The 25,414-nt window shown below is 69.9% G+C and carries 24 protein-coding genes and 1 tRNA gene; 14 read left to right on the forward strand and 11 right to left on the reverse strand.

What is annotated here, in order from left to right; genetic code table 11:
• Positions 1–4 precede the first annotated feature (4 nt).
• From BLR91_RS17755 to BLR91_RS17770, 4 genes are all read right to left on the reverse strand, one after another.
• Positions 5–1,324: a GGDEF domain-containing protein gene (locus BLR91_RS17755; RefSeq protein ID WP_089879512.1), complete on the reverse strand. Its 1,320-nt coding sequence runs from the start codon at positions 1,322–1,324 to the stop codon at positions 5–7.
• Positions 1,325–1,375: 51 nt separating this feature from the next.
• The gene (locus BLR91_RS17760) at positions 1,376–2,137 is read right to left on the reverse strand and encodes an EAL domain-containing protein (protein ID WP_018189078.1); all 762 of its coding nucleotides are present in this window, start codon (positions 2,135–2,137) and stop codon (positions 1,376–1,378) included.
• 105 nt (positions 2,138–2,242) lie between these two features.
• Positions 2,243–2,815 carry a GNAT family N-acetyltransferase gene (locus tag BLR91_RS17765; RefSeq protein WP_089879509.1) on the reverse strand — a complete coding sequence of 191 codons (573 nt, stop codon included), beginning with the start codon at positions 2,813–2,815 and terminating at the stop codon, positions 2,243–2,245.
• Positions 2,812–3,504, reverse strand: a complete 693-nt coding sequence (locus BLR91_RS17770; protein WP_089879506.1) for a hypothetical protein — start codon at positions 3,502–3,504, stop codon at positions 2,812–2,814. The genes BLR91_RS17765 and BLR91_RS17770 overlap by 4 nt, the downstream gene beginning before the upstream one ends.
• 114 nt (positions 3,505–3,618) lie before the next feature.
• Here BLR91_RS17770 and BLR91_RS17775 point away from each other — a divergent pair, with 114 nt between their 5' ends.
• The 7 genes from BLR91_RS17775 to BLR91_RS17805 all read left to right on the forward strand — a co-directional run bounded on the left by BLR91_RS17775 (position 3,619) and on the right by BLR91_RS17805 (position 10,400).
• Positions 3,619–5,007, forward strand: coding sequence for an APC family permease (locus tag BLR91_RS17775; protein ID WP_089879503.1), 1,389 nt, complete (start codon positions 3,619–3,621; stop codon positions 5,005–5,007).
• 12 nt (positions 5,008–5,019) lie between these two features.
• Positions 5,020–5,709 carry an aspartate/glutamate racemase family protein gene (locus BLR91_RS17780; RefSeq protein ID WP_089879500.1) on the forward strand — a complete coding sequence of 230 codons (690 nt, stop codon included), beginning with the start codon at positions 5,020–5,022 and terminating at the stop codon, positions 5,707–5,709.
• Positions 5,710–5,802: 93 nt separating this feature from the next.
• Positions 5,803–7,185 (forward strand): ferredoxin reductase family protein, encoded by a 1,383-nt coding sequence (locus tag BLR91_RS17785; RefSeq protein WP_089879498.1) that lies wholly within the window; start codon positions 5,803–5,805, stop codon positions 7,183–7,185.
• A complete protein-coding gene (locus BLR91_RS17790; protein WP_089879496.1) occupies positions 7,185–7,715 on the forward strand; it encodes an FMN-binding protein in 531 nt (176 codons plus the stop codon). The genes BLR91_RS17785 and BLR91_RS17790 overlap by 1 nt, the downstream gene beginning before the upstream one ends.
• On the forward strand, positions 7,712–8,464 hold the full coding sequence (locus BLR91_RS17795; protein WP_089879493.1) for an FAD:protein FMN transferase: 753 nt from the start codon (positions 7,712–7,714) through the stop codon (positions 8,462–8,464). The genes BLR91_RS17790 and BLR91_RS17795 overlap by 4 nt, the downstream gene beginning before the upstream one ends.
• A 50-nt stretch (positions 8,465–8,514) precedes the next feature.
• The gene (locus BLR91_RS17800; protein WP_231371152.1) at positions 8,515–9,183 is read left to right on the forward strand and encodes a response regulator transcription factor; all 669 of its coding nucleotides are present in this window, start codon (positions 8,515–8,517) and stop codon (positions 9,181–9,183) included.
• Complete coding sequence (locus tag BLR91_RS17805; RefSeq protein WP_089879490.1) at positions 9,180–10,400, forward strand: sensor histidine kinase; 1,221 nt, start codon at positions 9,180–9,182, stop codon at positions 10,398–10,400. The genes BLR91_RS17800 and BLR91_RS17805 overlap by 4 nt, the downstream gene beginning before the upstream one ends.
• Positions 10,401–10,422: 22 nt before the next feature.
• Here BLR91_RS17805 and BLR91_RS17810 read toward each other — a convergent pair whose 3' ends face one another.
• Together BLR91_RS17810 and BLR91_RS17815 are read right to left on the reverse strand one after the other, a co-directional pair.
• Positions 10,423–11,856: an APC family permease gene (locus tag BLR91_RS17810; protein ID WP_018189068.1), complete on the reverse strand. Its 1,434-nt coding sequence runs from the start codon at positions 11,854–11,856 to the stop codon at positions 10,423–10,425.
• Positions 11,857–11,888: 32 nt separating this feature from the next.
• The gene (locus BLR91_RS17815; RefSeq protein ID WP_018189067.1) at positions 11,889–12,986 is read right to left on the reverse strand and encodes an alcohol dehydrogenase catalytic domain-containing protein; all 1,098 of its coding nucleotides are present in this window, start codon (positions 12,984–12,986) and stop codon (positions 11,889–11,891) included.
• A gap of 113 nt (positions 12,987–13,099) precedes the next feature.
• Here BLR91_RS17815 and BLR91_RS17820 point away from each other — a divergent pair, with 113 nt between their 5' ends.
• On the forward strand, positions 13,100–14,524 hold the full coding sequence (locus tag BLR91_RS17820; RefSeq protein ID WP_089879487.1) for a PucR family transcriptional regulator: 1,425 nt from the start codon (positions 13,100–13,102) through the stop codon (positions 14,522–14,524).
• 280 nt (positions 14,525–14,804) lie between these two features.
• Here BLR91_RS17820 and BLR91_RS17825 read toward each other — a convergent pair whose 3' ends face one another.
• Positions 14,805–15,311 (reverse strand): hypothetical protein, encoded by a 507-nt coding sequence (locus BLR91_RS17825; protein ID WP_089879483.1) that lies wholly within the window; start codon positions 15,309–15,311, stop codon positions 14,805–14,807.
• On the reverse strand, positions 15,308–15,916 hold the full coding sequence (locus BLR91_RS17830) for an RNA polymerase sigma factor (protein WP_089879480.1): 609 nt from the start codon (positions 15,914–15,916) through the stop codon (positions 15,308–15,310). Before BLR91_RS17830 ends, BLR91_RS17825 begins: the two co-directional genes overlap by 4 nt.
• Before the next feature lie 127 nt (positions 15,917–16,043).
• On the opposite strand from BLR91_RS17830, the gene BLR91_RS17835 reads away from it, so the two are divergent.
• Positions 16,044–16,607, forward strand: coding sequence for a hypothetical protein (locus BLR91_RS17835; RefSeq protein WP_089879477.1), 564 nt, complete (start codon positions 16,044–16,046; stop codon positions 16,605–16,607).
• A gap of 72 nt (positions 16,608–16,679) precedes the next feature.
• On the opposite strand, the gene BLR91_RS17840 is transcribed toward BLR91_RS17835, so the two are convergent.
• Together BLR91_RS17840 and BLR91_RS17845 are read right to left on the reverse strand one after the other, a co-directional pair.
• Entirely contained in the window at positions 16,680–18,455 is a 1,776-nt protein-coding gene (locus BLR91_RS17840) for a glycoside hydrolase family 3 protein (protein WP_089879474.1), read from the reverse strand.
• Positions 18,452–19,756 (reverse strand): MFS transporter, encoded by a 1,305-nt coding sequence (locus BLR91_RS17845; RefSeq protein ID WP_020076163.1) that lies wholly within the window; start codon positions 19,754–19,756, stop codon positions 18,452–18,454. Before BLR91_RS17845 ends, BLR91_RS17840 begins: the two co-directional genes overlap by 4 nt.
• 121 nt (positions 19,757–19,877) lie before the next feature.
• Here BLR91_RS17845 and BLR91_RS17850 point away from each other — a divergent pair, with 121 nt between their 5' ends.
• Positions 19,878–21,146 carry a TetR family transcriptional regulator gene (locus BLR91_RS17850; protein WP_089879471.1) on the forward strand — a complete coding sequence of 423 codons (1,269 nt, stop codon included), beginning with the start codon at positions 19,878–19,880 and terminating at the stop codon, positions 21,144–21,146.
• 73 nt (positions 21,147–21,219) lie between these two features.
• Here the strand turns inward: BLR91_RS17850 and BLR91_RS17855 are convergent.
• A tRNA-Leu gene (locus tag BLR91_RS17855) sits at positions 21,220–21,303 on the reverse strand.
• A 142-nt stretch (positions 21,304–21,445) separates the two neighbouring features.
• Here BLR91_RS17855 and BLR91_RS17860 point away from each other — a divergent pair.
• The 4 genes from BLR91_RS17860 to BLR91_RS17875 are packed head-to-tail and all read left to right on the forward strand — an operon-like array spanning position 21,446 to position 25,414.
• The gene (locus BLR91_RS17860; RefSeq protein ID WP_089879467.1) at positions 21,446–22,183 is read left to right on the forward strand and encodes an FhaA domain-containing protein; all 738 of its coding nucleotides are present in this window, start codon (positions 21,446–21,448) and stop codon (positions 22,181–22,183) included.
• On the forward strand, positions 22,180–22,770 hold the full coding sequence (locus BLR91_RS17865) for an FHA domain-containing protein FhaB/FipA (RefSeq protein ID WP_018189057.1): 591 nt from the start codon (positions 22,180–22,182) through the stop codon (positions 22,768–22,770). The genes BLR91_RS17860 and BLR91_RS17865 overlap by 4 nt, the downstream gene beginning before the upstream one ends.
• A 3-nt stretch (positions 22,771–22,773) precedes the next feature.
• The gene (locus BLR91_RS17870; RefSeq protein WP_089879464.1) at positions 22,774–24,024 is read left to right on the forward strand and encodes a Stp1/IreP family PP2C-type Ser/Thr phosphatase; all 1,251 of its coding nucleotides are present in this window, start codon (positions 22,774–22,776) and stop codon (positions 24,022–24,024) included.
• On the forward strand, positions 24,008–25,414 hold the full coding sequence (locus BLR91_RS17875; protein WP_020076167.1) for an FtsW/RodA/SpoVE family cell cycle protein: 1,407 nt from the start codon (positions 24,008–24,010) through the stop codon (positions 25,412–25,414). The genes BLR91_RS17870 and BLR91_RS17875 overlap by 17 nt, the downstream gene beginning before the upstream one ends.

A 25,414-nucleotide genomic window follows, 5' to 3' on the forward strand; every position in this document is an offset into this window, starting at 1 on the left:
CTGCTCAGGCGACAGTGGCACCCACGACGCGGTTGCCCCCGGCGTTCTTCGCCGAGTACATCGCGTGGTCGGCCTCGCGGATCAGCCGGTCCGGGTTCCATCCGGGGTCCTGGGTGCGCGCGAGCGACATGCCGATGCTGGCGCTGATCGGGAAGCCTTCCGGGATGTCCTGGAACGGCTGCTCGATGGAACGGCGGATGCGGTCGGCCACGTCTTCGGCGGCCGCCACCTCCGGCACCTCGCAGACGACCACGAACTCGTCGCCGCCGTAGCGGGCCACCAGGTCCTCCTGACGGACGGCCGCCTGCAGCCGCAGCCCGACCTCCCGGAGCAGCAGGTCGCCCGTGTGGTGGCCGAGGGCGTCGTTCACGCGCTTGAACCCGTCCAGGTCGATGAACAGTGTGGCGACGAGTGTGGAGGCCGACTGCTGGTATTCGATCAGCTGCGTCTCCAGGCGTCGGCGGTTGGGCAGCCCGGTCGTCTCGTCGTGCATGGCGGCGTGCTCGAGTTGCCGCTGCAGCCGCAGGGTGGTGATCGCCTGCGCCGCCTGTCCGGCCAGCGCGTCGGCCAGCGGTGCGGCCTCGGAGTCGAACTGCCGCGGGTGGAGGAAGAAGGCGGCGAACAGCCCGAAGAGCACGTCGTCGTGCTGGATGGGCGCCACCAGGACGGCATGCACGCCCGCGTCGCGCATGGCCTGCCCGAGCACCGGGGCGATCTCGTCCGCGGCCGCCGCGCCGCTGAGCGCGACCACCCGGCGGAGCTGCGAGGCCTGCGTCACCAGCGATCCGGTCTGCTCCAGGGAGCGCAGCGGGTTGCTGCCGGAGGCCTGCGTGAACATCCCGAGCTCGTCGATCAGGAACACAGCGGACTGCTCCGCCTGGTACGCCTTGGCGACGGTCGACGCGAGGATGTCGACCAGCGACTGCTCGTCCGCCGCGGCCGAGAAGGCGATCGACGAGTCGATGATGAGCTCGAGTCGGTTGCGCGTACGTTCCTGGAGGGTGTGCGAGCGCACCATCTCCTGCTCGTGCTCGGCGCGCTCGGTCGCATCCACCAGGGTCAGCAGCTCACCGGCCTCCGAGGAGCGCCGGCCGACGATGACCGCCCTCGACGACCCGTCCACGTGCGCCAACCGGACGAGGCCGTCGTCGCGGCCGTCGACCCCGGGGATCCGGATGCGCAGCGAGCTGAACGACCGGCCCTGCAGCTCGGTCATGGATAGACCGGTCCAGGCGACGAACAGCTCGTTGGCGTCCTGGATGCGGCCGTCTCCATCCACCTCGACGAGAGCGCAGGGCAGGTCGTCCGCAGCAATGGGCCGCACCGCACTCTCCTTCGGATGGCTGGGCCGCTTCGCGGCGAGTACACAATGAATTTAGCGCACGAATGTACCCAGACGGTCACCGAGGTCATCGGGAGGACACGGACGTGCGATGTAGTAGCCCTGGGCGCGGTCGCATCCGGAGGTGCGGATCTGCTCCAGCTGTTCGCGGGTCTCGATGCCCTCGGCGACGACCCGCATCCCGCTGTCCTGGGCCATCGCCACCGCGTCGCCGACGGCGTCCCAGTCCCCCCGCGCGACGAGGCTGCGATCGAGCTTGAGCTCGCGGGCGTGGACGCCGACCGCCCGTTCGATCGACGAGTGTCCCGCGCCGAAATCGTCGATCGACACGGTGACCCCCCACTGCTGCACGATGTCGAGGCGCCCGGCGACGACCGCGTAGTCCTCGATGCGCTCGGCTTCCGTCACCTCGACGATGAGGTCGGCGGGAGGAAGACCCGACTCGGCGAGCTGACGTTCCAGCTCATCGAAGAAGCGGTCGGTCTCGAGCTGCAGGGGCGAGACGTTGACGGCGATGGCGAGCTGGTAGCCGCGCTCGCGCCAGTCGCGGCCGATGCGGCAGCACTCGCGCAGCGCGAACAGGCCCAGCTCGTGGATGGTTCCGCTGGCCTCGGCGAGCGCCACGAACTCCGCGGGAGGGATGGGACCGCGGGTGGGATGCGTCCAGCGGCTGAGGCCTTCGACGGCGACGATCTCACCCGTCGCCAGGTCGATCTGCGGCTGGACGTGCACCTCGAGTTCGTGCGCGGCGATGGCGTGGGACAGCTCTCGCGCCTCCACCTCGCACGTCACCACGCACACCTCCCTCGCCGGCCGCCGGCTCCGCTGGCCTGGACGCGATAGTGCCCGCGTGCGCAGCCGCTGTCAACGGGCTGGCCCCGGACCGGACGCCGGACGCGCTCAGCGGAACGTCGGTCGCGGGTCGGTGTGGAGCACGCTCATGAGGATGGAATCGGTCCACTCGCCGTCCCAGAACAGGGTGTCGCGCTGGCGGCCCTCCACCACGAATCCGGCCTTCTCGTACGACCGCAGCGCCCGCGGGTTGAACGCGTACACGTCGAGTTGGACGCGGTGCAGTCCGATCTCCGCGAAGGCGTGATCGAGCACGACGGTCATCGCCTCCGTGCCGTACCCGCGGCCGGGTTGCCCGGGTGCCAACGCGATGCGCGTGTTCATGGATGCGTTGTCCTCGTCGAGCTCGTTGAGCACGATCTCGCCCAGGAAGCGATCGGTGGCCCTGTCGAGGATCGCCCAGTCCGCGCGGTCCGGCGCGGCGCCGATCCGTGCAAGGTGCGCGGCGATGACCTCCTCGGTGAACTCGGCGCGCGTCCCCGTCAGGCGGAGGTTCTCGGCATCGTCGAGCCCGGACAAGACGTCGTCGAGGTGCTCCGGTCCGAGGGGCACCAGCCGGATGCGCGGGCCGTCGAGCGTTCGCACGGCGGTGAGCTCGGCGAGCGCCACCTCCGACTTCACAGTTCGGGCTCCCTCGGCCGCAGGTCCGGCCGGGGGAATTCGGCGTCGAAGTCGCCGGTGGGATCCTCCTGGCGCAGCGTGTCCACGATGCTCGGGCCCGAACCGACGGGCGAGAACGCGGCGCGGTCGCCGCGGACGCTGCTCTGATACGTCTTCATCCGTCCGTCCACCGGAAGGTCGATCTCGGCCGGCGGCCGCCCCTCGTCGAGCGGGATGGCACGCTGCGTCGTGGTGCCGTCCTCCTCGACGAAGTCGGCGATGCCGAACGTCAGGTGGCCTCGGTCGAAGGAGGCCCGGACGAGCAGGTAGGTGCGCAGCGCGTCGTCATCGAGTGCCGCCACCTCCGCGGCGAGCGCCCGCACGGCATCCGTGCGACCGAGCGCGTGCTCACCGTCATCCGGCGCTTCGGCCCAGGAACGGACGTGGCCGGCGAGGTCCGCGATGGCCTCCTCGTACGACGTCGGCGATGTCCCCCGGATGCCGAAATCGCCCCAGTCGGCCCAGTAGCGGTCGCCCTCGTCGTCGTGGCCCACGGGGACGGTGACGCGCGTCGCCGCCGTGCGGGAGGCCTTCCAGGCCGCCAGCTCGTCCGCGCTGAACAGCTCGCCCAGCTGCCGGATGGCGTCGTCGTCGCCAGGGCCGGCGGCCGATGCGAGGATCGCCCGCTCGAAGAACGCGTTGTCGTCCACTGCTCGTTCCCTTCGTCCCTGCCAGCATCGCATCCCCCGGCGCCAGTTCCGAGCCGGGCGACGGAATCGGCTAACGTCGAGGGGCAGTCAGAACCGGTACCGAAGGAGACGCCCGTGACGACCACCCTGCCGACGACGACCGCGAAGGGCGCGTCGCTGCGGCGCAGCCTCGGGCTGTGGGCCATCGTCGGTCTCGGTCTCGGCTACATGACGCCGACGGTCGTCTTCGACACGTTCGGCATCGTCTCCGGACAGACGAACGGCGTCGTCCCGGCCGCCTACCTCGTCGCGCTCGTCGTGATGATGTTCACGGCGATCAGCTACGGCAAGATGGCGGGCGCCATCCCGAGCGCCGGCTCCGCCTACACGTACGTGCGCGAGTCCATCCACCCGAACCTGGGATTCATGGTCGGCTGGACTTCGCTCGTCGACTACGTGCTGCTTCCGATGGTGAACTGCCTCATCATCCGGCTGTACCTGGAGCAGCTGTTCCCCGCCGTCCCCGGATGGATCTGGGTGGTCGTGTACTGCGCGGGTGTCACCACTCTCATCGCCGTGACTATGCGCGGCACCTCGAACGTCAACATGATCCTGCTCGTCTTCGCGATCGCTGTGATGACCGTTTTCGTCGTGATGGTCGTCGTCCAGCTCGCCGGCGGCGCCGGTGACGGCACGGTCGCCTCGGTCAAGCCGTTCGTGCACGATGGGGTCACACTCGGCGCGGTCCTCACCGGAGCGACGGTCGTCTGCTTCTCGTTCATCGGCTTCGACGCGGTGACGATGTACGCGGAGGAGGCCAAGACGCCGAAGATCATGCCGCGCGCCATCCTCTTCACCGTCATCATCGGCGGCGCGATCTTCCTGATCGCCGCCTACTTCACCCAGCTCCGCTTCCCGACCAATGCGCCGTTCGGCGAGTTCACGGACGACCCGCTGCCGCAGATCGGCCGGATCGTCGGCGGCCCGGTGTTCCAGGCCATCTTCGTCTCCGCCGGCTTCTGCGCCACCCTGGCGTCCGGACTCGCGTCACACGCGTCCGTCAGCCGGATGCTGCTGGTCATGGGACGGAACAGCGTCCTCCCCCGCCGCTTCTTCGGGTACATCAGCCCGAAGACGCAGACGCCCATCTTCAACATCGTGCTGGTCGGCGTGATCTCGCTGCTGGCGATGGCGTTCTCGCTCGAGCTGATCTCCGCTTTCATCAACTTCGGCGCCCTGATCGCGTTCACCTTCGTCAACATCTCGGTGATCGCCTGGTTCGCGATCCGCAAGGGACGCCGTCGCACGGCGAAGGACATCGTGCGGTTCATCGTGCTCCCGGCGATCGGCACGGTGCTCACGGCCATCCTGTGGGTGAACCTCCACGCCGACGCGCTGGTCGGCGGCATCGTCTGGGCGGTGATCGGCTTCGCCTACCTCCTGTTCCTGACGCGCGGTTTCCGCCGCCCGGTCGCCGCGTTCGACGAGAGCCAGCCGGTGACCGGGTTCAATAAGGCCGTATAGAAGAGGTACGCCATGAAGAGGATCGGGCTGCTCGGAGGCATGAGCTGGGAGAGCTCCGCTCTCTACTACCAGGCGATCAACGAGGGGGTGCGCGAACGGCTCGGCGGACTGCACTCGGCCGACCTAGTGATGATCTCCGTCGACTTCGCCGACATCGAGAGGCTGCAGTCGTCGGGCGACTGGGAGCGCGCCGGTGACATCCTGGCCGAGGAGGCGATTCGGCTCGAGCGCGTGGGCGCTTCTTGCGTCGTGATCTGCACGAACACCATGCACAAGGTCGCCGACCGGGTGCAGGCGGCCGTGGGCATCCCGCTGCTGCATCTGGCCGACGTCACGGCTGCAGCCGTCATCGATGCCGGCGTCCACCGGGTCGCGCTCCTCGGCACGCGCTTCACGATGCGCGAGCCGTTCTACCGCGAGCGCTTGGAGTCGACCGGCCTGGAGGTGATCGTGCCGCCCGAGGAGACCCAGGCGATCCTGGACGGGATCATCTACGACGAGCTCGTCCTCGGTGTGGTCACCGAGGCCTCCCGAGCCGTCTACCGGGAGGCGATCGCCGGCCTGATCGCGAGCGGCGCGGAGGGCGTCATCCTGGGCTGTACCGAGATCGAGCTGCTGGTGCGGCGGGAGGACTCGGCCGTGCCGACGTTCCCGACCACGGCATTGCACGCCGCTGCGGCCGTCGACTTCGCGCTCGGCTGACGCTCAGCGGGATTCCACAACTCATACAGTGCGCATAGGGCGCTCCCAGCCCACGTAAGAATCCACAAAGAATGCGTCTGCATCGTGGAATACATGGATCAGACGTTGAGCGTTCCCGTGTCGGCACCGCCTGCGCCGCGCCGCAGCCGCAGAGCTGTCGGCGACCCGCGCCGGGGCGCCAGAACCGTTCGCGCCGTCCTCGCGCTCGGAGTCGTCGCTGTTCTCGGGATGTGGTGGCTGAGCGTGCCCGCCGGCTTCGCCGCCACCCCTGCCGACGCTCTCACCTCGATCGGCGAGCTGGCCGGCATGGTCGGCGGGTTCCTGGTCTGCGCGCAGGTGTTGCTGATCGCCCGCGTGTCCTGGTTCGAGAGGGCCGTCGGTCTCGACCGGCTGGTCTCCTGGCACCGCTCGCTCGGCGCATCCGTGCTGTTCCTGATCGTCGCGCACGTGCTCTTCCTGGTCTTCGGCGGCGAGCTGGTGGACAAGAATCCTCCGTGGACGGAGTTCGTCAGCATTCTGCAGAACTACCCGGACATGCTGACGGCGCTCGTCGGCACGATCGCCTTCCTGGTCGTCGGCCTCAGCAGTGCCCGGCTGATCCGCGCGAAGCTGTCCTACGAGGTCTGGTACTGGCTGCACGTCACGACGTACGTCTCGATCTTCCTCACCTTCTTCCACCAGCTGAGCGGCGGCGCCCACTTCGTCTCCGACCCCGTCAACCGGGCCCTCTGGATCGCGCTCTACCTCGGCACCGCAGCCGCCGTGCTGACGTGGCGGTTCCTCCTGCCGGCGCTCGACGCCTGGAAGGGACGGATGCGCGTCGCCGCGGTCGTGCCCGAGAGCGAAGGCGTGAACAGCGTCTGGCTGACCGGGCCGCGGGTCGACCAGCTGGGCGTCCGCGCAGGCAACTTCCTCCTGTTCCGCTTCCTCGCCTGGGGCCACCTGGGCACGGCGCATCCGTATTCGGTGTCGGCGGTCCCGGCCAACGGCTACCTGCGCATCACCGTCGGGGCCATCGGGGACCACTCGACCCGCCTCCCCGCTCTGAAGCCCGGCTCGCTGGTCTTCGCGGAGGGACCGTTCGGCCGCTTCACCGCCGACCGGGCGAGCCGGGCGCGCATCCTGCTGGTCGCGGGCGGCGCCGGCATCGGCCCCATCCGCGCCCTGGCCGAAGAACTGGTGCGGCGCGGCGCCCGCCCTGTCGTCCTCTACCGGGCCCGCTCGCCGCGGCACCTCGCCCTCCTCGGCGAACTGCAGGCCCTCCCCGGCGTCACCGTCATCCCCCTCGTCGGACGGCGTTCCGAGCTCGGCTACGACCCGCTGGATGTCGAGCCGCTCCGCCGCCTGATCCCCGACCTTCACGACTGGGAGGCCTTCATCTGCGGGCCGGAGGGGATGGGCGAGCGCGTCGAGTCCTCGCTTCGTGCCCTCCGGATGCCCAAGCGTTTCATCCACCGAGAAGAACTGAGCATGTAATGAACAGCAGATCCTGGCGGGGGACCGTCCTCTTCACTGTCATCCTCGTCGTCATGGGCGCGACCGTCGGCCTGAAGCTGTACGGCGTCGGAGACCAGGTCACCGCGGCGTCCACCTCCGTCCATTCGACCGCATCCGGCACCGGGACCACGAGTTCCGGATCGGAGTCGGAATCGTCCGATGCGACGAGCGGCGGCTCGGCCGCTCCGTCCACCCGGACGCCATCGGACTCGTCCTCGTCATCCTCGTCATCGGCGGCCACGACCACCATCACCGGGTCGGCCGTCCAAACCCGCTACGGCGCGGTCCAGGTCGAGGTCACGTTCTCCGGCACCACGATCACGGCCGTGAAGACCCTTCAGTCGCCCGACCGCGACGGGCGCGACATCGAGATCAACGACCAGGCCCTGCCGATCCTGCAGCAGGAAGTCCTCGCATCGCAGTCGGCGAACATCGACACCGTGTCGGGTGCGACCTACACGTCCGAGGGCTACATCCAATCGGTGCAGTCGGCGATCGACCAGCGATGAAGTTCCTCGAGACGGTCATGGGCATCCCGATGTCCATCGATGTGCGGGACGACGTGGATGCGCGACCCGCGGCCGAGCGCGCGTTCCGGGTATTGCGGGAGGCGGACCGCCGCTTCAGCACGTACCGGCCGGACAGCGAGGTGAGCCGCGCGAACGCCTCCCGCGAATCCCCTGCCCCTTTCAGCGACGATTTCCGCGAGGTCGTCGCGATCGGCGAGACTGCCGCGCGCGACTCGGGAGGCGCCTTCCGCATCCGCCGGCCCGACGGTTCATGGGACCTCGACGGGGTCGTGAAGGGGTGGGCGGCAGCACGCGCGGCACGAGAGCTGCACGCGGCCGGCCTCCGCGCCTTCTGCCTCAACGCCGGCGGTGACGTGGTCGTGTCGGGCAGCCCGGGCGACGGACGCCCGTGGAGCGTCGGCGTCCGCTCACCGTACGAGCCGACGGCGATGCTGGCCGTCCTCCAGGTCACCGATGCGGCTGTCGCGACCTCGGGCGCCTACGAGCGCGGAGCGCACATCGTGGACGGTCGCGACGGGTCCCTCGCGGCCGGGCTGCTCAGCGCCACCGTCGTCGCCGACGACCTGACGACCGCCGATGTCCTCGCCACCACCGTCTTCGCGATCGGACCCGACGGCGTCGATCACGCGCTGCGCTCCGGCGCCCGCGGTGTCCTCGCGGTGGATGCGTCCGGCCGTATCCTCGCCGCCGGCGACCTCGCGTTCGCGCGCCCGGCGGCCACCTCGTGACGGCCGGTGCCCCGCCGGTGGACGGCGCATCCGGCTCCTATACTGCGGATGTGAGCGGAAAGCCGCGTGTGCTGGTCGCCGAGGACGACAGCCGCCTCGCGAGCATGCTCGACGCGCTCCTCGGGTCCGAGGGCTTCGAGGTCGAGGTCGCGCGCGACGGTCAGCGGGCCCTGCATCTCGGCCTCACCGCGGGATTCGACGTGATCGTGCTCGACCGCGGGCTCCCCGCCGTCGAGGGGCTGGATGTGCTGCGCCGCCTCCGCGACGACGGCGTGACCACGCCCATCCTCGTGCTCTCCGCCCTCGGAACGGCCCCCGACCGCGTCGACGGCCTGAACGCGGGCGCCGAGGACTACCTGGCGAAGCCGTTCGACATCGACGAGCTCGTCGCCCGTGTCCGCGCGCTGACCCGCCGAGCCGCGGCCGTGGTGCCGATGGTCCGCTTCCCCGGCGGCCGGCTCGACACCGGCAGCCGCACGGTCACCCTCGACGACGGCTCGCGGACGGTGCTCTCGGAGCGCGAGTCCGACCTCCTGGAGCTGCTCGCCCGACGACCGGGCCAGGTCTTTCCCCGCACGCTGCTGCTCGACGAGGTGTTCGCGGCCGCCGACGACCCGGGCGTGGTCGACACCTACGTGCACCATCTGCGCCGCAAATTCGGGCGCTCCCTGGTCGAGACCGTGCGCGGCGTCGGCTACCGGATGGGGTCGCTCCCGTGAGCGACCCCACGCTGCGCGACACCGAACTCCGCTCCGCCTCCCGACGGCTCGCGGCCCAGTTCGCGCTGACCATCGTCGGCCTCTTCGTCGCGCTCGGCATCGTGGTCTACAGCGTCGTGGCTGCTGGCCAGGCCGAGGCCGCGAAACGGGCACTCTCCGATGCCTCCATGGTCGACTCGGTACACGACGCGCCCCGCGATCTGCTGGTCACGGTGGTGACACCTCAGGGCCGGCAGAGCTCCCCCGACATGCCGGACGGGCTCCCGGACGAGGACGCGATCGAGCAGGTGGCGCGCACCGGCAACCAGGTTTCCGGGTCGGTGGAGACCGACGGGCAGCGCTACCTCACCGTGACGGACGTGCGGAACGGCAAGGTCGTCCAGGTCGCCTACGGACTCGGCGAGCAGCAGGAGGAGCTGAGCCGGCTGGTGATCGCGCTGGTCGTCTCCGGGGTGATCGCGACCATCGCCGCGGGAGGCATCGGCCTCATCCTGGCCCGGCGATCCATCCGGCCCCTCGCGGACGCGCTCGCCCTGCAGCGACGTTTCGTCGCGGACGCCGGGCACGAGCTCCGCACCCCGCTCACCCTGCTCAGCACGCGCGCCCAGCTGCTGCGGCGCCATGTCTCAGCGCAGTCGACGGGGGCGCCGGACGAAGAACTGCGGTCAGGCCTGGACGAGATCGTCGACGACAGCCGGGCCCTCACCGAGATCGTGCAGGACCTCCTGACCGCCGCCGATCCGCGGCAGACGGCGGAGAGCGAGGGAGTCGACCTCGGCGACCTGGCCGCGACGGTCGTCCGTTCGGCGAAGGCAACGGCCGACGAGCGGGGTCTCACGATCGCCGTGCAGAGCGATCCGGACGCCGTCGTCACCGGCGCACCCGTGTCCCTTCGGCGGATGATCGTCGCCTTGATGGACAACGCCCTGGATCACGCCGCCGCCGATGTCCGGGTGAGCGTTTCCACCTCCCGCGACCGCGTCATCCTCACCGTGGAGGACGACGGCCCCGGGTTCTCGGCCGGCGTCGAGGACCGCGCGTTCGAGCGTTTCGCAACCGCCCGAGACGCTCAGCCCGACGACGACCGCGGCCGCCACTACGGCCTCGGCCTGGCCCTCGTCGCCGAGGTGGTGAACCGCCATAGCGGGTCGGTAGAGGCCGCCAACCGGGACAAAGGGGGCGCTGTCGTCACCGTGCGCCTCCCGCGTCGTCTGTGATTCCTGCGGCCTTTCGGGGCCCCTAGCCGACACCCTCCAGGGCGTCCGTCTCGGTGTTGCCGATGTTCTGGATGACCTGCGGCCGGCGCCTCCGCAGGTGGACGAACCAGGCCACCGCGGCGACCAGAGTCAGCAGGAACAGGTACGGGATGACGTTGAGCGGGAACGCCGGAACCGGCCAGACGTTCGCGAAGAACACATACGCCATCGCGGCGACCGCGACGACGGCGCACACCCAGACCAGCGTGTTCGGGATGCCCGCGCGGCGCGTGTAGGCGATGCACGCGATCGCCACGAGCGCGTACGCGACCATGTAGCCGTAGGTGCCGTACGTGTCGACCCAGACGACGATGTCCATCGGGTTCGCGCCGACAGCCAGCAGGATGACGTCGAGGACGATGGCCGCGGGACCGGCGACCAGCAGCACGCGGTGCGGGGTCAGGTGGCGTTCGTGCGTGCGGCCGAACCGCTCCGGGACGACGCCCTCTTTGCCCATCACGTAGATGACGCGACCGACGACGTTGAGCGGCGCGACGACGACGGCGAAGAACGAGGCGCCGACGCCGAACGTGAGGATCGGGCCGAACCAGGTCGGCATCCCGATCAGCTTCGCGATGTCCTCCAGCGGGCTGGCGCTCGTCGCGAGGTCGCCGTGGAGCACTGCGATCTGGGTGTACGCGGCGAAGACGTAGAGGACGCCGACCACGACGGCGCTCCACATGATGGCGCGGGGGATGGCGGTGTACGGGTTCTTGGCCTCGCGGCCGAGCGCGTCGGCCGACGAGAATCCGACGAACCCGAGGATGCCGAGCACCATTCCGGCGGCGATGCCCTGGAACGGGGCTCCCTCGGCGAACACCTGCGCCGGATCCCACGCGGCGGGTCCGGCCCAGACGAGCGCGGCGATGAGCAGGATGGTGATGATCGTCACCGAGACGAGTTCGAGCACCAGCGAGACCCGGGCCGAGAGCCGGATGCCGCGGATGGTGAACAGCGTCGCAAGGCCGCCCAGCACGATGGCGAGGCCGATGTACCAGCCGACGCCGCCCGCGGGCACGCCGAGGAGCACAAGGAACTGGTTGAAGTACGACACCGCGCCGCCGAGCGAGCCGGCGGCGATGCCCCAGCAGCCGATGACGAGGGTGACGCCCGCGAGGTACGCGCCGGTGGGGCCGAGGCCCTTCGCCACGTACGTGTAAAGCGAGCCCGCCGACGCGTGCTTGCGGGCGAAGACGACCACGCAGTAGCCGACGCAGAGGATGACGATGGTGGCGAGCACGAACGAGTAGATCGTCCCGTTGCCGGCGCCGACGAAGATCGACATCGCCGTGAACGCGATGACGGCGCTCGGCGCGATGTTCGCGATCGCCTGAGCCGCCAGCTCGGGTCCGCTCATGACTCCGCGCCGGAGTCCGGCGTCGGTCGGGCTGCTCGCCCGGGTTTCGGTGGTTGACATGGCTCTCCAGTGAGTCGTTTCGGGTTCGGGGGCTAGGGGATGAGGAGGGTGCGGAGCACGGAGCCGGCCTCGAGATCGTCGAAGGCCTCCGCCGCCTCCGCGAGGGGTCGCCGGCCCGAGATCAGCGGGTCGAGCAGCAGCTGTCCGTCCATGTAGCGGTCGACCAGCGCGGGGATGTCGATGGACGGGCGCACGGAGCCGTAGTTGGAACCGAGGATGCGCTGGTCGGCCTCCGCCAGCACGAGCGGTTCGAACGACGCCTTCGCGCCTGTCGGCGGCAGGCCGACGATGACGGCGGCACCGCCGAGTCCGAGCATCCGGATCGCCTGCTCGGTCGTGGAGGTGCGGCCGATCGCGTCGAACGCGTAGTCGACGCCGTCCGGGATGAGTTCGAAGAGCTGCTCGACCGCGTCCGCTCGGGAGGCGTCGATCCGGTCGGTCGCTCCGAACTGCAGGGCCATCTGGGTCTTGTCCGGGAGCACGTCGATCGCGACGATCCGCTCGGCCCCGGCCAGCCGCGCGCCCTGCACCACGTTGAGGCCGACGCCGCCGCAGCCGATCACGGCGACGGTGGAGCCCGGCTCGACCGCAGCGGTGTTGAGCACGGCGCCGACGCCGGTCGCGACTGCGCAGCCGACGACCGCGATCACGTCGAGGGGTGCGTCGTCGCGCACCTTCACGGCGCCGGATGCGGGCACGACGACCTCTTCGGCGAACGACGAGACACCCAGGTAGTGATGGATGGTCTCACCGTCGCGCGACAGTCGGGAGGTGCCGTCGAAGAGCACGCCCTTCGGCGCGACGATGGTGGCGACCTTCTGGCAGCGCGCCTCGTGCCCTGAGCGGCAGTACCGGCAGTCGCCGCACGGCGGCACCCAGCTGAGGACGACATGATCGCCGACGGCCAGCGAGGTGACGCCCTCCCCGAGCTCGGTGACCACACCGGAGCCCTCGTGTCCCATGACGAGCGGTGCCGGAGCATCCCACTCTCCCCGCTTCACGTGCAGGTCCGAGTGGCAGACGCCCGCCGCGGCGATACGCACGCGCACCTCCCCCGGGCCGGGTGCCGCGAGGTCCACCTCGGTGAACTGGATGGGCTCGGACGGTTCCGTGAAGATGACGGCCTGCATGGGTACTCCTTCGTGCGCGGGTCTCGCTCGATGCTAGGAAGCGCTCATGGCCGGTGTCATCCACAGAAAGTGTGGATGTTCCTCGCTGATTCGACATTCCGTACACTGAGGCCATGAGCCGCGACATCGCTTCCGTCGCGCGTTCCGTTCAGGGTCGGCTGGTCGAAGGCCGCCTCGATGCCGGGACGCGCGTGGATGCGGTGGTCGGCCTCGACGACTTCTCGGTAGTCGGCCATCCCGCGTTCGCGACGCTCGTCGTGGCGCCCGCCCGAGCCGCTGTGGCCGCCCTGACCGCGGAGGACGAACGCACGGAGGCACTCCGGCACGCCGTCATCGTCAGCCACGGCGCCGACCCGGCTCTCCTGAGAGCGCTCGACCGGACGGGCACGACCGCGATCGTCGGTACCTCGGCCTCCGACGCGCTGCTCGCCCCCAGCCTCACCGCGCTCCTGGCCGTCGATCAGGCCGCCGAGGATCGTGCGGTCACCAGTGCGATGAAAGTGCTGACCCTGGCTGCCCGCCGCGGCGGTGTCTCCGGCGTCGTCGCCGAGCTGGCGCACCGCATCGACGGCTGGGCCGTGCTCCTCGATCGGCACGGCCAGGTCATCACGAGCGCAGGCGCCGGCGGCTTGCACGTGCAGGATGCGATGGCGGTCGCACTCTCCCGTCCCGTGCGCGTGCGCCACCGTTCGCTGCAGGTGCATACGGTCGGCTCCGGCGAAGACCTCTCGGCCCGGCTGGTCGTCAGCCCGCGGACCGAGTCGTCGAGCCGCGCTCGCGAACTCGGCTCGCAGGCGGCCGCCCTGCTCGACCTTGTGTTGCGGACGGACGACCCGACCCGCACCGAACGTCTCGGACGCGCGGTCATGATCGACGCGCTGCTGGCCGGTGGCCCTCCCGCCGCCTCCCTCCTGCGGAAGTGGGGTGTGCACGAGAGCTCGCTCACCGCATTCGCCCTGACCGCGCGGTCGGCATCCGTCGAAGTGGAGCGCCTCGTGTCGCACTGGCTCGACGAACTGGGCGCCGCCCACATCCATACCGAGAGTCACGGCCTGGTGACCGGGTTCCTCCGCGACGACCACGTGGATGCGGTGGCGACTCGCGTGGAGGCGTACTCGTCCGCGATGTTCCTCGGTGTGGGCGCGCCGGCGCCGACCGACACGCTGGCGGGGAGCGCGGCCGAGGCACGGCACGCGGTGGAGTCGGCACGGGCCGAGGGCCGGCGGGTTGTGCGCTACCGGTCCATCCCGACCATCTCGCTCGTCCTCGACCGGCTCGATGACGATGACGCCCAGCGCATCGCACGCCTGCTCGACCCGCTGCGGGATGCGGCGGGCCGGCACGGCGAGCTGACGGAGACGCTCCGCGTGTTCCTCGCCGAGAACGGCGCCTGGGGCGCCGCGGCTGAGCGGCTCGGCGTCCACCGTCAGACGCTCACCGCGCGCATCCACCGCGTCGAGAGCCTCCTGGGGCTCTCCCTGGCCGATGCGGACGACCGCACGGCGGCGTGGCTCGCCCTGCGCGCCCTGCACGCGTGAACAGAGCGGGCATGCGCCGAACGGCCCCGCTCAGCCCTCGCCCGCGAGTGCCTGCTGGATGAGCGCCGTCATGTCGATGGGCTCCGTGGGTGGCAACTCCAGCGCGGCCGGGTCGATGGTCTTCATGGCGTCTCCTTCTTCTCTGTCTTGCTTCTCTGTCTGTCGTCGGTTCGTCGTTCTCGGATGTGAGGCCGGGAGGTGCCCGCCGCCGCCTTCCCCCAGGCGTCTGATGCGGCGGGCACCGTCCCTTCTCCCGCGCGTGGTGGAGTACCCCTTCTCGTCACTCGCGCGGGATCGTGAGGCCCAGTCGCGAGCACAGCTCGCTGAGGGCCTGGTCGGAGGGGAACACGGCCAGTCGCCCGTCGGGCAGCTGGCAGGTCTCCAGGTGGGGCACCGGATAGTCCGCCGTGCTGGACGACCCTTCCGGTGAGAACACGCCGGTCCGCCAGGTGGCCGCGCACATGTCCTCGGCGAGGCGGATGCGCGCATCGAGGGGGTTGGGCGTCTTCTCGTCCAGGTCGGCGGTCACCATCACCGAGGTGCCGTGACGGGAGTTCAGGTTGGCGGCCGCATAGCAGTCGGTGACGTTGTTGATCTGGCCCTGGGAGGCGAGGGCGACAGCGATCGCGCCGGCCGTGGTCCCGGCGACGATGGCGCCGGCCACTCCGATGGCGATGATGCGGTGCTTCCGGGTCCGGCGGCGGTCGTCGACGGCGATGGTCTCGAACAGGTTCGCCTTGATCTGTTCGAAGCGCTCGTCGGTGGGCAGGAGGTCGTGATCGGTCATGGCATCCCCCTGAGGGTGCGGAGTTCGTTCCGGAGGCGCCCGCGGAGCCGGGAGAGGCGGTTGCGGACGGCGCCCTCGCTCAGGCCCACCTGGCGGGCAGCCTCCTCATAGCTGTGATCGCCTCGGATGCACAGCTCGAACACGGTGCGGTCGGGCTCGGTGAGCGCGGCGACCACGGATTCGACGTAGGCGAGCAGCTGGCCGCGTTCGGCGAGCTCCTCCGGCCCCGGCCGGGCGTCAGCGAGTGATCCGTCGACGGGGCTGTCGCTTCGGCGCTTCTCCACCACCTGGAGGGAGCGGCGGCGGTTGGCGATCAGGTTGCGGCTGGTGACGAGCAGCCAGGGAAGGACCGACTCGCCGGCGATGGTGATGGTCGCCCGTTTTCGCCAGAGGGTGACGAACACGTCCTGGCTGATCTCCTCCACATCCTCGCGGGGTTCGAGGCGCGCGGCGGTGTAGGCGTAGACGACGCGGCTGTACCGGTCGTAGAGGGCGGCGAGCGCAGCCTTACTGCCGTCGGCGAGTCGCCGCAGCAGGTCGAGGTCCGTCGGAACGGACTCCTCCCCCGCATCCGCCGCACGGTGCGGCTCGGCCAAATCGCTCATATCCAGGAAATGTGTCCCCCCGCCGAATCCTCTCAACGAATCTCGAAATCGGTCGGCCGTGACCTCGGTGGGGCAGAATGGGCGTGCTCGGCAGGGGGCCGGGCAGTATCCGCTTCGGGGGAAGTCGATGAAGAGATCGTCTGTTTTCGCGCGCCATGCGGCGTCGGTCCTGGCAGCGGCGGCGGCCATCGCGGCGACGTTCGTGACGGCCGCGCCCGCTGCCGAGCCGCCCGCGCAGTCCTGCTCATACGACCTGGGCATGCGCACGCTGGTGTGTGTGGATGCCGGCGAGGATCTCAACCGGGCCGTGCTGGAGCAGACCCACCTGCTGGTGGTCACGCCGCCGAGCTGGCCGGTCGCCGCCACCGCCGACCCATCCGCCGCCCGCGTCCTCCCCGAGGGCGTGCGCGCCACCTTCGTGCAGAGCCAGCTCTTCGACGACGCCGGGTACGGCGGATCGTTCTTCCAGATCACCAACTCGAGCGCCTGCAACGGAAGCACCACCTGGTACTTCGGCCCGCTCGGCAACGTCGGCTGGTCGGGCCGGGTCAGCTCGTTCAGGAGCTTCTCCGGATGCAGCACCAAGCTGTGGCAGGGCACGGCGTACACGGGTGCGTCCTACGGCTACGCCGTCAACGCGTCGTCGCTCGGCAGCATGAACGACCAGGCCAACTCGGTGACCCTCCGGTAGCCCCACACATGAAAGCGGGACCCCCGGGAAGATCGGGGGTCCCGCTCGGGCAGGGCGTGCGACGCGGTCGCGTCAGTAACGCAGCCCGTCGCCGAACCGGAACAGCGGATCGGCGGTGTCGAACGGCACATCAGGTCGCGACTCCTCCACGGCGCGCATCGAGCGCGGCAGGTCGAAGGGCAGCGACCCCTGCGGCGAGAACCGGCCGGTGAGCACATCGAGCAGCGCTTCGGCGCTTGCGCCCCAGTTGACGGTCAGAGCGCTGGCCGCATCCACCAGGGGCTCGAGGATCGCCGGCCGGTCGGCGTACACGTCGACGATCGTCGGCGCGTGCTCGGCGAGCTCCCGCACGTGGTCCACGACCTCTGCGGGGAACTGCAGCGACCCCGAGTGGAACAGGCTCTCGAACACCGTCGGACGCTCCTCGTACGGCGCCTGCAGCCGCACCACGATCACGTCGGCGTCGGCGGGCGTCGCGACGACATCGCCATAGGCTGCAGCGCGCTCAGCGTCGATGCCCTCGACGTAGAGCCGCGGGCGCCCGCGCAGCGGCAGCACCGGCTCGCCATCGTGACCGTTGACCAGCAGGGTGATGGATGCGCGCTGCGCCTTCTCTCCCTCGGCGCGGAAGTCGTCCTTCCCGACGATCGCGTCGGCGGCCTCCGCGTCGACCAGGCTCGACTCGAAGAGTCCGAGCTCGAACTTCTCGCGCAGGATGCGCCGCGCCGACTCGTCGATCCGCGACTCGGGGACATCGCCGGACTCGACGAGGTCGATCAGCAGCTCCGGGCACGCCTCTCCCCCGAACTGGTCGGCGCCGGCGTCGATGATCTTCTTCATGCGCTCGCGCGGCGTCAGGTGCTCCACACCCCAGGCCCGCGCGGGGAACGGCTGCCCGAAGATCTCGGCATCGGTGATCAGTCCCCAGTCCGTGCACACGAGCCCGTCGAATCCCAAGCGCTTGCGGAGCAGACCGGTGATGACCGACCGGTTGAAGCCGAACCCGACCTCCTCGTACGCGGTCCCGACCGGCATCCCGTAATAGGGCATCATCTGGCGCGTGCCCGCCTCGATGAGCGCCTCGAACGGCCGGAGGTGCAGCTCGAAGGCGTCGCCGGGATAAACCTGCTCGCGTCCGTGGGCGAAATGCGGGTCCTCCCCGTCCTTCTGCGGACCGCCGCCCGGGAAGTGCTTCGTCATCGTCGACACGGATCCTGCGCCGAACGATCGGCCCTGGAAACCGCGGACGTATGCGGCGCCCAGCCGGGAGGTGAGCTCGGCATCCTCGCCGAAGGTCGCCGCCTGGCGCGACCAGCGCGGTTCCGTGGCCAGGTCGACCTGCGGATGGAGTGCCACGCGGAGCCCGACCGCCAGGTACTCCTGGCGCGCGATGTCCGCGAAACGCTCCACCGTGTCCTCGTCGCGGATCGCCGCCAGCCCGAGCGGCTCCGGCCACTGCGAGAACGGCCCGGACAGCATCGCGGTCCCGGGGTTGTCGGTGAAGGAGTGCCGCGGGTCCGTCGACAGCGTCACGGGGATCCCGAGCCGAGTGGATGCGGCCAGCCGCTGCAGAGCGTTGTGCCATTCCGCGATCTCCCGCCCGGTCGGCGCGACGCCGAGCAGGTTGAAGTGCGACATGTGCCGGCGCTCCACGTACTCCACCGCGGAGGGGAGCGAGAACGTCGGGTTCGGCTCGTCGAGCGGCCCCATCCCGATCATGGTGTGGAAGAAGAGCCCGGCCTTCTCCTCGAGGGTCATCTCGGCGAGCAGCAGCTCCACGCGCTCGGCGACGGGACGCTGCGCGTCCAGCCAAGGGCGGGTGGCGGTGTCCGTGGCGGTGTCGGTCATTTCACTCCTTTGATCCGGTAGACGAGCACGGCGCCGAGCAGTGCGATGAGGGCGCCGAAGAGGTACCACACCGAGTAACCGCCGATCGCGGTGGCCGAGCCGAGGGCGATGATCCCCGGTGCGATGGCGGGCGCGATCGACTGCGGAAGGGCGTTGGCGATGTTGAGCACGCCGAGGTCCTTGGCCGTGTCGTCGGGGCTGGGCAGCACCTGCGTGGCGAGGGCGAGGTCGACGGAGAAGAACGACCCGGCTCCGAGACCGATCACGGCCTGCGCGAGGATGACGATCGCGACCGTCGGCGCGAACGCGAGAACGACCAGTCCGACAACCATGATGACTCCCGCCGCCGCGACGAACGGGCGGCGCTTGCCGAGCCGGTCGGAGAGGTAACCGCCGATGGGGCTGGAGATCACCATGCCGACGGTGGAGGCCAGGTTCGCCAGCAGGATCGTCGAGATGGCGCCCTGCTCGTCGAGGTGGAACTTCTCGGTCAGGTAGAAGGGGAGGAAGGTCGCGATGCCCGCGTAGCCGAACATCACGAAGAACTTGGTCAGCCACGTCCAGCCGAAGTCGCGGTGCTTGACCGGATTGAAGACGAATGAGCCGAAGAACTGCCCGACGGTGAACTTCTGGCGCGGCTTCTCCGTGAGGCGGCGGTCCTTGAGGACGGCGACGAAGATCACCGCGAGCACAAGTGCGATGAGGCCGGGGATGAGGAAGCGCAGAAGGTCGTCGCCGATGAAGTTGATGAGGAAGCTGCCCGCGAGAATCGCAAGAGGAGTGGTCACGCCGACGAGGCCCGAGACCTTGCCGCGGCTGGCCGCGGGCACCTGGTCGGGAAGCGTCGCGTTCGCGGCTGCGAGCACGGCGTTGAGCGACGCCTGCACCAGGCACCATCCGATGAGAACGACCCAGATGGATGTGGCCGCACCGATCAGCAGGAACGCACCGACGCCGACGATGCTGCCGCCGAGGATCCACGGGCGACGCATCCCGTACCGGGAGGTGGTGCGGTCCGACAGCCGGCCTGCGAGCGGGTTCGCCACCAGGGCGAACAGGGCTCCGACGCCGAGGACGAGTCCGAGCTGCGCCGTGGCCTCCTCCGTGGATGCGCTCAGGTGCTGCACCTTGAAGGCCATCGACACGAGCACCGGAGTGAGGAGCGCCAGGAGGACGCCGAAGTTCACGGCCGAGAGCGCCGGCGTGTAGCCGCGGGGAGTTCGCGCCGGCGTGGTGCCGGGCGTCTTGATACCGGTGGTCCCGGTTGCCGCCGCTGTCGCGGCGGGAGACAGCTCTGTCATTTCTCGAGTCCTTTCGTACCGTCGGCTTTGACGATGGCGGCCAGCATACACACAAAAGCGACCGCGTGGTAACTGAAATCCGACGCTACGGTAACCTGACTACGATGATGAGGTCGGGGAGGTGCACGTGACGTCGGTCATCGATGGGACACGGTTCGCGCGCGCCGCCGCGACACGGCAGGCGATCCTCGACGCCGCCACCGATCTGTTCTGCCGCAACGGCTACCGGTTCGTGTCGCTGCGCGACATCGCGGCGGAGGCCGGCATCACGCATCCCGCGCTCCTCAAGCACTTCGCCGGTAAAGAGGAGCTGCTGGGCCAGGTTGCCCGCCGGCTCGATGCCTCCGCAGCAGCAGCGGCGACCCCGCCCGACGCGCTGCCGTTCGCGGCCACGGCGCACCGGCAGGACGCCGTCCCGGGTCACGCGGCCCTCTTCGCCGCACTCACCGGCGAGGCCTCAGCACCCTCGCATCCCCTGCACGAATGGATGCGCGACCGCGCCGCCGAGCTGCGAGCCCGGCGCGCAGAGGCACTCGCCGCGGGCGTCGACAGCGGCCTCGTCGCCACCGACCGGTCGGTCGAGGACGAGGCGCTGCGCCTGACCGCAGCCTGGGACGGCCTGCGGATGCTGCAGCAGTACCTTCCGGACCGCGTGGATGTCGCCGCCACCCTGGACCGCCATCAGGAGCTGATCGCGCGTCCACTCGGCTGGCGGGAGCCTGGAACGCACCCGGCGACGCATCCGCTTCCGCCCGCGCCCCCGCTCCCTCCGATCGCCGAGGAGCCGTCCGCCGCAGAGACGGGCTACCGCACCGGACGGGAGCGCCGCACGAAGATCGTCGACGGCGCCATGGCCTTGTTCGCGCGGGAGGGTTACGGCGACACCAGCCTCCTCGACATCGCCACACGTGTCGGCGTCTCGAAGTCGGCGCTGTACCACCACTTCTCCTCAAAGGACGCCCTGCTGCACGAGGTCATGCGGGAGCGCGACCGCCGCATCGACGACCGCGGTACGCCGGACGCGGGGGCATCCGCCGCCGATGTCCTCCGCAGCTTCGCCGACGGAGCCGCCACCAACGAGGCGGAGCAGCCCGGACTGATCGAGCTCTACGCCGTCATCTCCTCCGAGGCGACACCGCGAACCCACGACGCGCACGCCTACTTCGAGCACCGCTTCGCGGTCGCGCTCGACGGCTTCGCGACCCTTCTCCGGGCCGCCGCGGACGACGGCGTCCTCCCGCCTCACCGCGATCCCGACCACGAAGCGCTGTGGCTCCTCGCCCTCTGGGACGGCCTGCAGTACCAGTGGCTCTACGACCACGACACCGTCGACGTGGCCGCGCAGCTGCACGCGCACTTCGCGGATATCCTGCCCGAAACGCGAAGCTGACCGGTTTCGCGCATGCCTGCCGGACATGCGGAAAGGGCCGGATCGATGTCTCGATCCGGCCCTTTCACGTCCGTGCGCGAGGGGGGACTTGAACCCCCACGCCCTTGCGGGCACTGGCACCTGAAGCCAGCGCGTCTGCCAATTCCGCCACTCGCGCGAACCCAGGAACTCTAACACGACGCCGGGATCGTTCACGAATCCGGGCGTCCTCCGCAGGGCTGATCTTCACCGTATAGCCAGTCCCTTTTCCAGGGTTCCGACTAACATGCATGTAGTCATCGAGCCGGAAGCGGGAGACTGTGGGCATTCTGGACAACTTCGAGCGGGGGCTCGAGCGCGCCGTCAACGGCGCGTTCGCGAAGACCTTCCGCTCCGGGCTGCAGCCGGTCGAGCTCACCAGCGCGCTCCGCAAGGAACTCGACACGAAGGCCGCCGTGGTCGCGCGCGACCGCGTCCTCGCCCCCAACAGCTTCGTGCTGCGGATGTCGTCCGCCGACTACGCGCGCATGCGATCGATGGGCGCCGCCCTCACCGACGAGCTGATCGACTTCGTCCAGAAGCACGCGGCGAGCCAGCACTACGCGTTCGCCGGCGGCATCTCCATCGACCTCGCGGAAGACCCGGACCTGTCGGTCGGGATGCTCCAGGTCGAGTCCGAGAACGTGAAGGGCGACGTCGCCTGGACCCCGGTCCTCGACATCAACGGCAAGCACTACCCGCTCACCCACTCCCGCACCGTCGTCGGGCGCGGGGCGGACGCCGACATCACGGTCGACGACACCGGCATCTCTCGTCGCCACGTCATGATCACGTGGGATGGCCGCCGCGCCCAGGTGGAGGACCTCGGCTCGACCAACGGAACCAAGCTCGACGGAGAGCCCCTGCGCAAGGCGATCCTGGAGCCCGAATCCGTCGTGACCCTCGGGCGCACCCGCATCGTGTTCCGCGTCCTCCCCCAGGCGGCGCCCGCCCCGCGTGGCCGTGCGGAGGACGCCATCCGGCGACACGACGTCGGCAACTTCTGGAGCCCATCGTGAACCCGAGCGAGCTGACCCTGCTGGTGCTGCGGTTCGGCTTCCTGCTGGTCCTCTGGCTCTTCGTCTTCGGCATCGTCTACGCACTCCGCAGCGACATGTTCGGCCAGCGTGTCCGCAAGCTGCCCGAATCGGCGCAGCCCGCACCCGCCTCGCCCTTCCCGGCCGGAGCCGCGGCGAGCGCCCCCGCTGCCGCCGCACCCGCCGGCCCGACCGAGCCGGTGATGAAGTCCGCACCGGTCTCGTCCCTGCCGTCGGGCGCCAACCGCGCGGGCGGCCACACGAACGCCAGTGTCCAGAGCGCGCACCGCCTCGTCATCACCTCCGGACCGCGCGCCGGCACCGAGCTCGCCCTCGGCCGCGATCCCATCACCATCGGCCGCTCCGGCGAGTCGAACCTCGTCATCCGCGACGACTACACCTCCACCCACCACGCCCGCCTGCTCCTCTGGAACGACGAGTGGATGATCCAGGATCTCGACTCAACCAACGGCACGTTCCTCGACGGCCGCCGGGTGACCGTCCCGACCCAGGTCCCGCTCGACACGCCGATCAAGATCGGCACGACCACGTTCGAGCTGCGGCGGTAGACGGTGGCGGCGAACAAGGCGGCGGCCCTCTCCCACGTCGGGAAGATCCGCTCGAACAACCAGGACTCGGGCTACGCCGGCCGGGACCTGTTCGTCGTCGCCGACGGCATGGGCGGTCACGCCGGCGGTGACGTCGCCTCGGCGATCGCCGTCACCCGCATCCGCGAGGCCGACCGCGAGTACGCCTCCGCCTCCGAAGCCGAGTTCGCCCTGCAGTCCGCATTGATCGCCGCCAACTCGCTCCTCGCCGAGACCGTGTTCGAGCATCCCGAGCTCACCGGGATGGGCACCACCGTCAGTGCGATGGTGCGCGTCGGCGACCAGATCGCGTTCGCCCACATCGGCGACTCCCGCATCTACCTCTACCGCGACGGCGAGCTGAAGCAGGTCACCACCGACCACACCTTCGTGCAGCGTCTGGTCGACAGCGGACGCATCACCGAGGAGGAGGCGATGGTCCATCCCCGCCGCTCCGTGCTGATGCGCGTTCTGGGCGATGTGGATGCGTCCCCCGAGATCGACACCTGGACGCTCGACACGCGCCCGGGCGACCGCTGGCTGATCTGCTCCGATGGCTTGAGCGGCGTGGTGAAGCACGACGACATGCTGGCGGCGCTCGCGTCGAAGGACGGCCCGAAGCAGGTCGCCGACCGGCTGCTGAAGCACAGCCTCGACGCCGGCGCGCCCGACAACGTCACCGTGGTCATCGTCGACATCGCCGACACGTCCCGCGGCGAGGTGCTCAAGGAGCCGGTCACGGTCGGGTCGGCCGCGTCGCCGCTCCAGTTCGGCGCCGAGCCGAAGCCGACCACCCGTGCGGCGCGCCTTCCCGGACTGCGCCTGCATCCCATCCGCCCGGCCACCGGCCCCACCCACTTCGAGCCGCAGTCCGAGGACTACCTCGACGAGCTGATCGAGGAGGACGCCCGTCGCGTCCGTCGCCGCCGGCTCACCTGGATGATCGGCCTCATCCTGCTGGTCGTCGCCATCGTGCTCGCCATCTTCTTCGGCTACCAGTGGACGCAGTCCCGCTACTTCGTGGGCATGTCACCGGACCGCCACGTCGCGATCTATCAGGGGGTCCAGCAGGGCATCGGGCCCATCAGCCTCTCGCACCTGTACGAGGAGTCCGACGTGAAGGTGGACGACCTCCCCGAGTACGACAAACAGCAGGTGGAGCAGACCATCAACGCCGACGACCTTCCGGCGGCCAAGACGATCGTGGAGCAGTTGAGCGATGCCGGCGGACAGTAGAACGGCCGCGCGCGAGCAGGCGACGCCGCCCCGGAACGCGACCGGGCCGGTCAAACGGCTGCGCCTGCCCGCGAAGCTCCGCAACCGTGAGCTGTTCCTCCTGGTCATCGCGTGCGCGATCAATGCGGCGGCGGTCGTGCTGGTGCAGCTGGGCGCGCTCGGCCACGTCGATCTCACGCTGGTCTACCTCGGGGCCGGCCTCTCGGCTCTGGTGCTGGGCATGCACATCGCGCTCCGGTTCGTCGCCCCGCAGGCCGACCCGTTCCTGCTGCCGATCGCGACGCTGCTGACCGGCATCGGCATCGCCGAGATCTACCGCATCGACATCCATTACAAGGACGCCGGATGGGACAGCGCGGGCGTCAAGCAGATCGTGTGGAGCGCCATCGCGATCATCTGCGCGATCCTCGTCGTGGTCCTCATCCGCAACCACCGCATCCTGCAGCGCTACACCTACCTCTTCGGGTTCGCCGCGCTCGTGCTCCTGCTGCTGCCCATGCTCCCGGGCATCGGCCGCGAGATCTACGGCGCCCGCGTGTGGATCGGAATCGGCCCGTTCAGCTTCCAGCCCGGCGAGATCGCGAAGATCTGCCTCGCGATCTTCTTCGCCGGCTACCTGGTCCAGGCGCGCGACTCGCTCTCCATGGTGGGCAAGAAGTTCCTCGGGATGCGGTTCCCGCGCGCTCGAGACCTCGGACCGATCCTCATCGTCTGGCTGATGTCGATGGCCGTCATCGTCTTCCAGCGCGACCTCGGAACCGGCCTGCTCATCTTCGGCCTGTTCCTCGTCATGCTCTACGTCGCCACGGCGCGCATCAGCTGGGTGATCCTCGGCCTCCTGCTCATCGTCGGCGGCGCCGTCGTCGCCAGCCAGGTGCTCCCGTACGTGCACGACCGCTTCGCGAACTGGCTCAGCCCCTTCTCGCAGGGCGTCTACGACGCGCAGGGCGGCAGCTTCCAGCTGGTCCAGGGGCTGTTCGGGCTCGCGCACGGCGGGCTGATCGGAACCGGGCTCGGCCAGGGCCAGCCGTGGATTACCCCCGTCTCGCAGAGCGACTACATCATCGCGAGCCTGGGCGAGGAGCTCGGCCTCGCCGGCATCTTCGCCATCTTCGCGCTGTACCTGGTCTTCGTGGCGCGCGGCCTGCGCATCGGGTTCGCCGGCGCGGATGACTTCGGCAAGCTCCTCGCCGTCGGCCTGTCGTTCACCGTGGCGCTGCAGTGCTTCATCGTGATCGGCGGTGTGACACGCGTCATCCCGCTCACCGGCCTGACGACGCCGTTCCTCGCCGCAGGAGGGTCGTCGCTGGTCGCCAACTGGATCATCGTGGCGCTGCTGCTGCGACTGTCCGACACCGTCCGCAACCAACCCCGGCTGGTGGTGAGCTGA

It is taken from the genome of Leifsonia sp. 466MF, assembly GCF_900100265.1.
Lineage (GTDB): Bacteria > Actinomycetota > Actinomycetes > Actinomycetales > Microbacteriaceae > Leifsonia.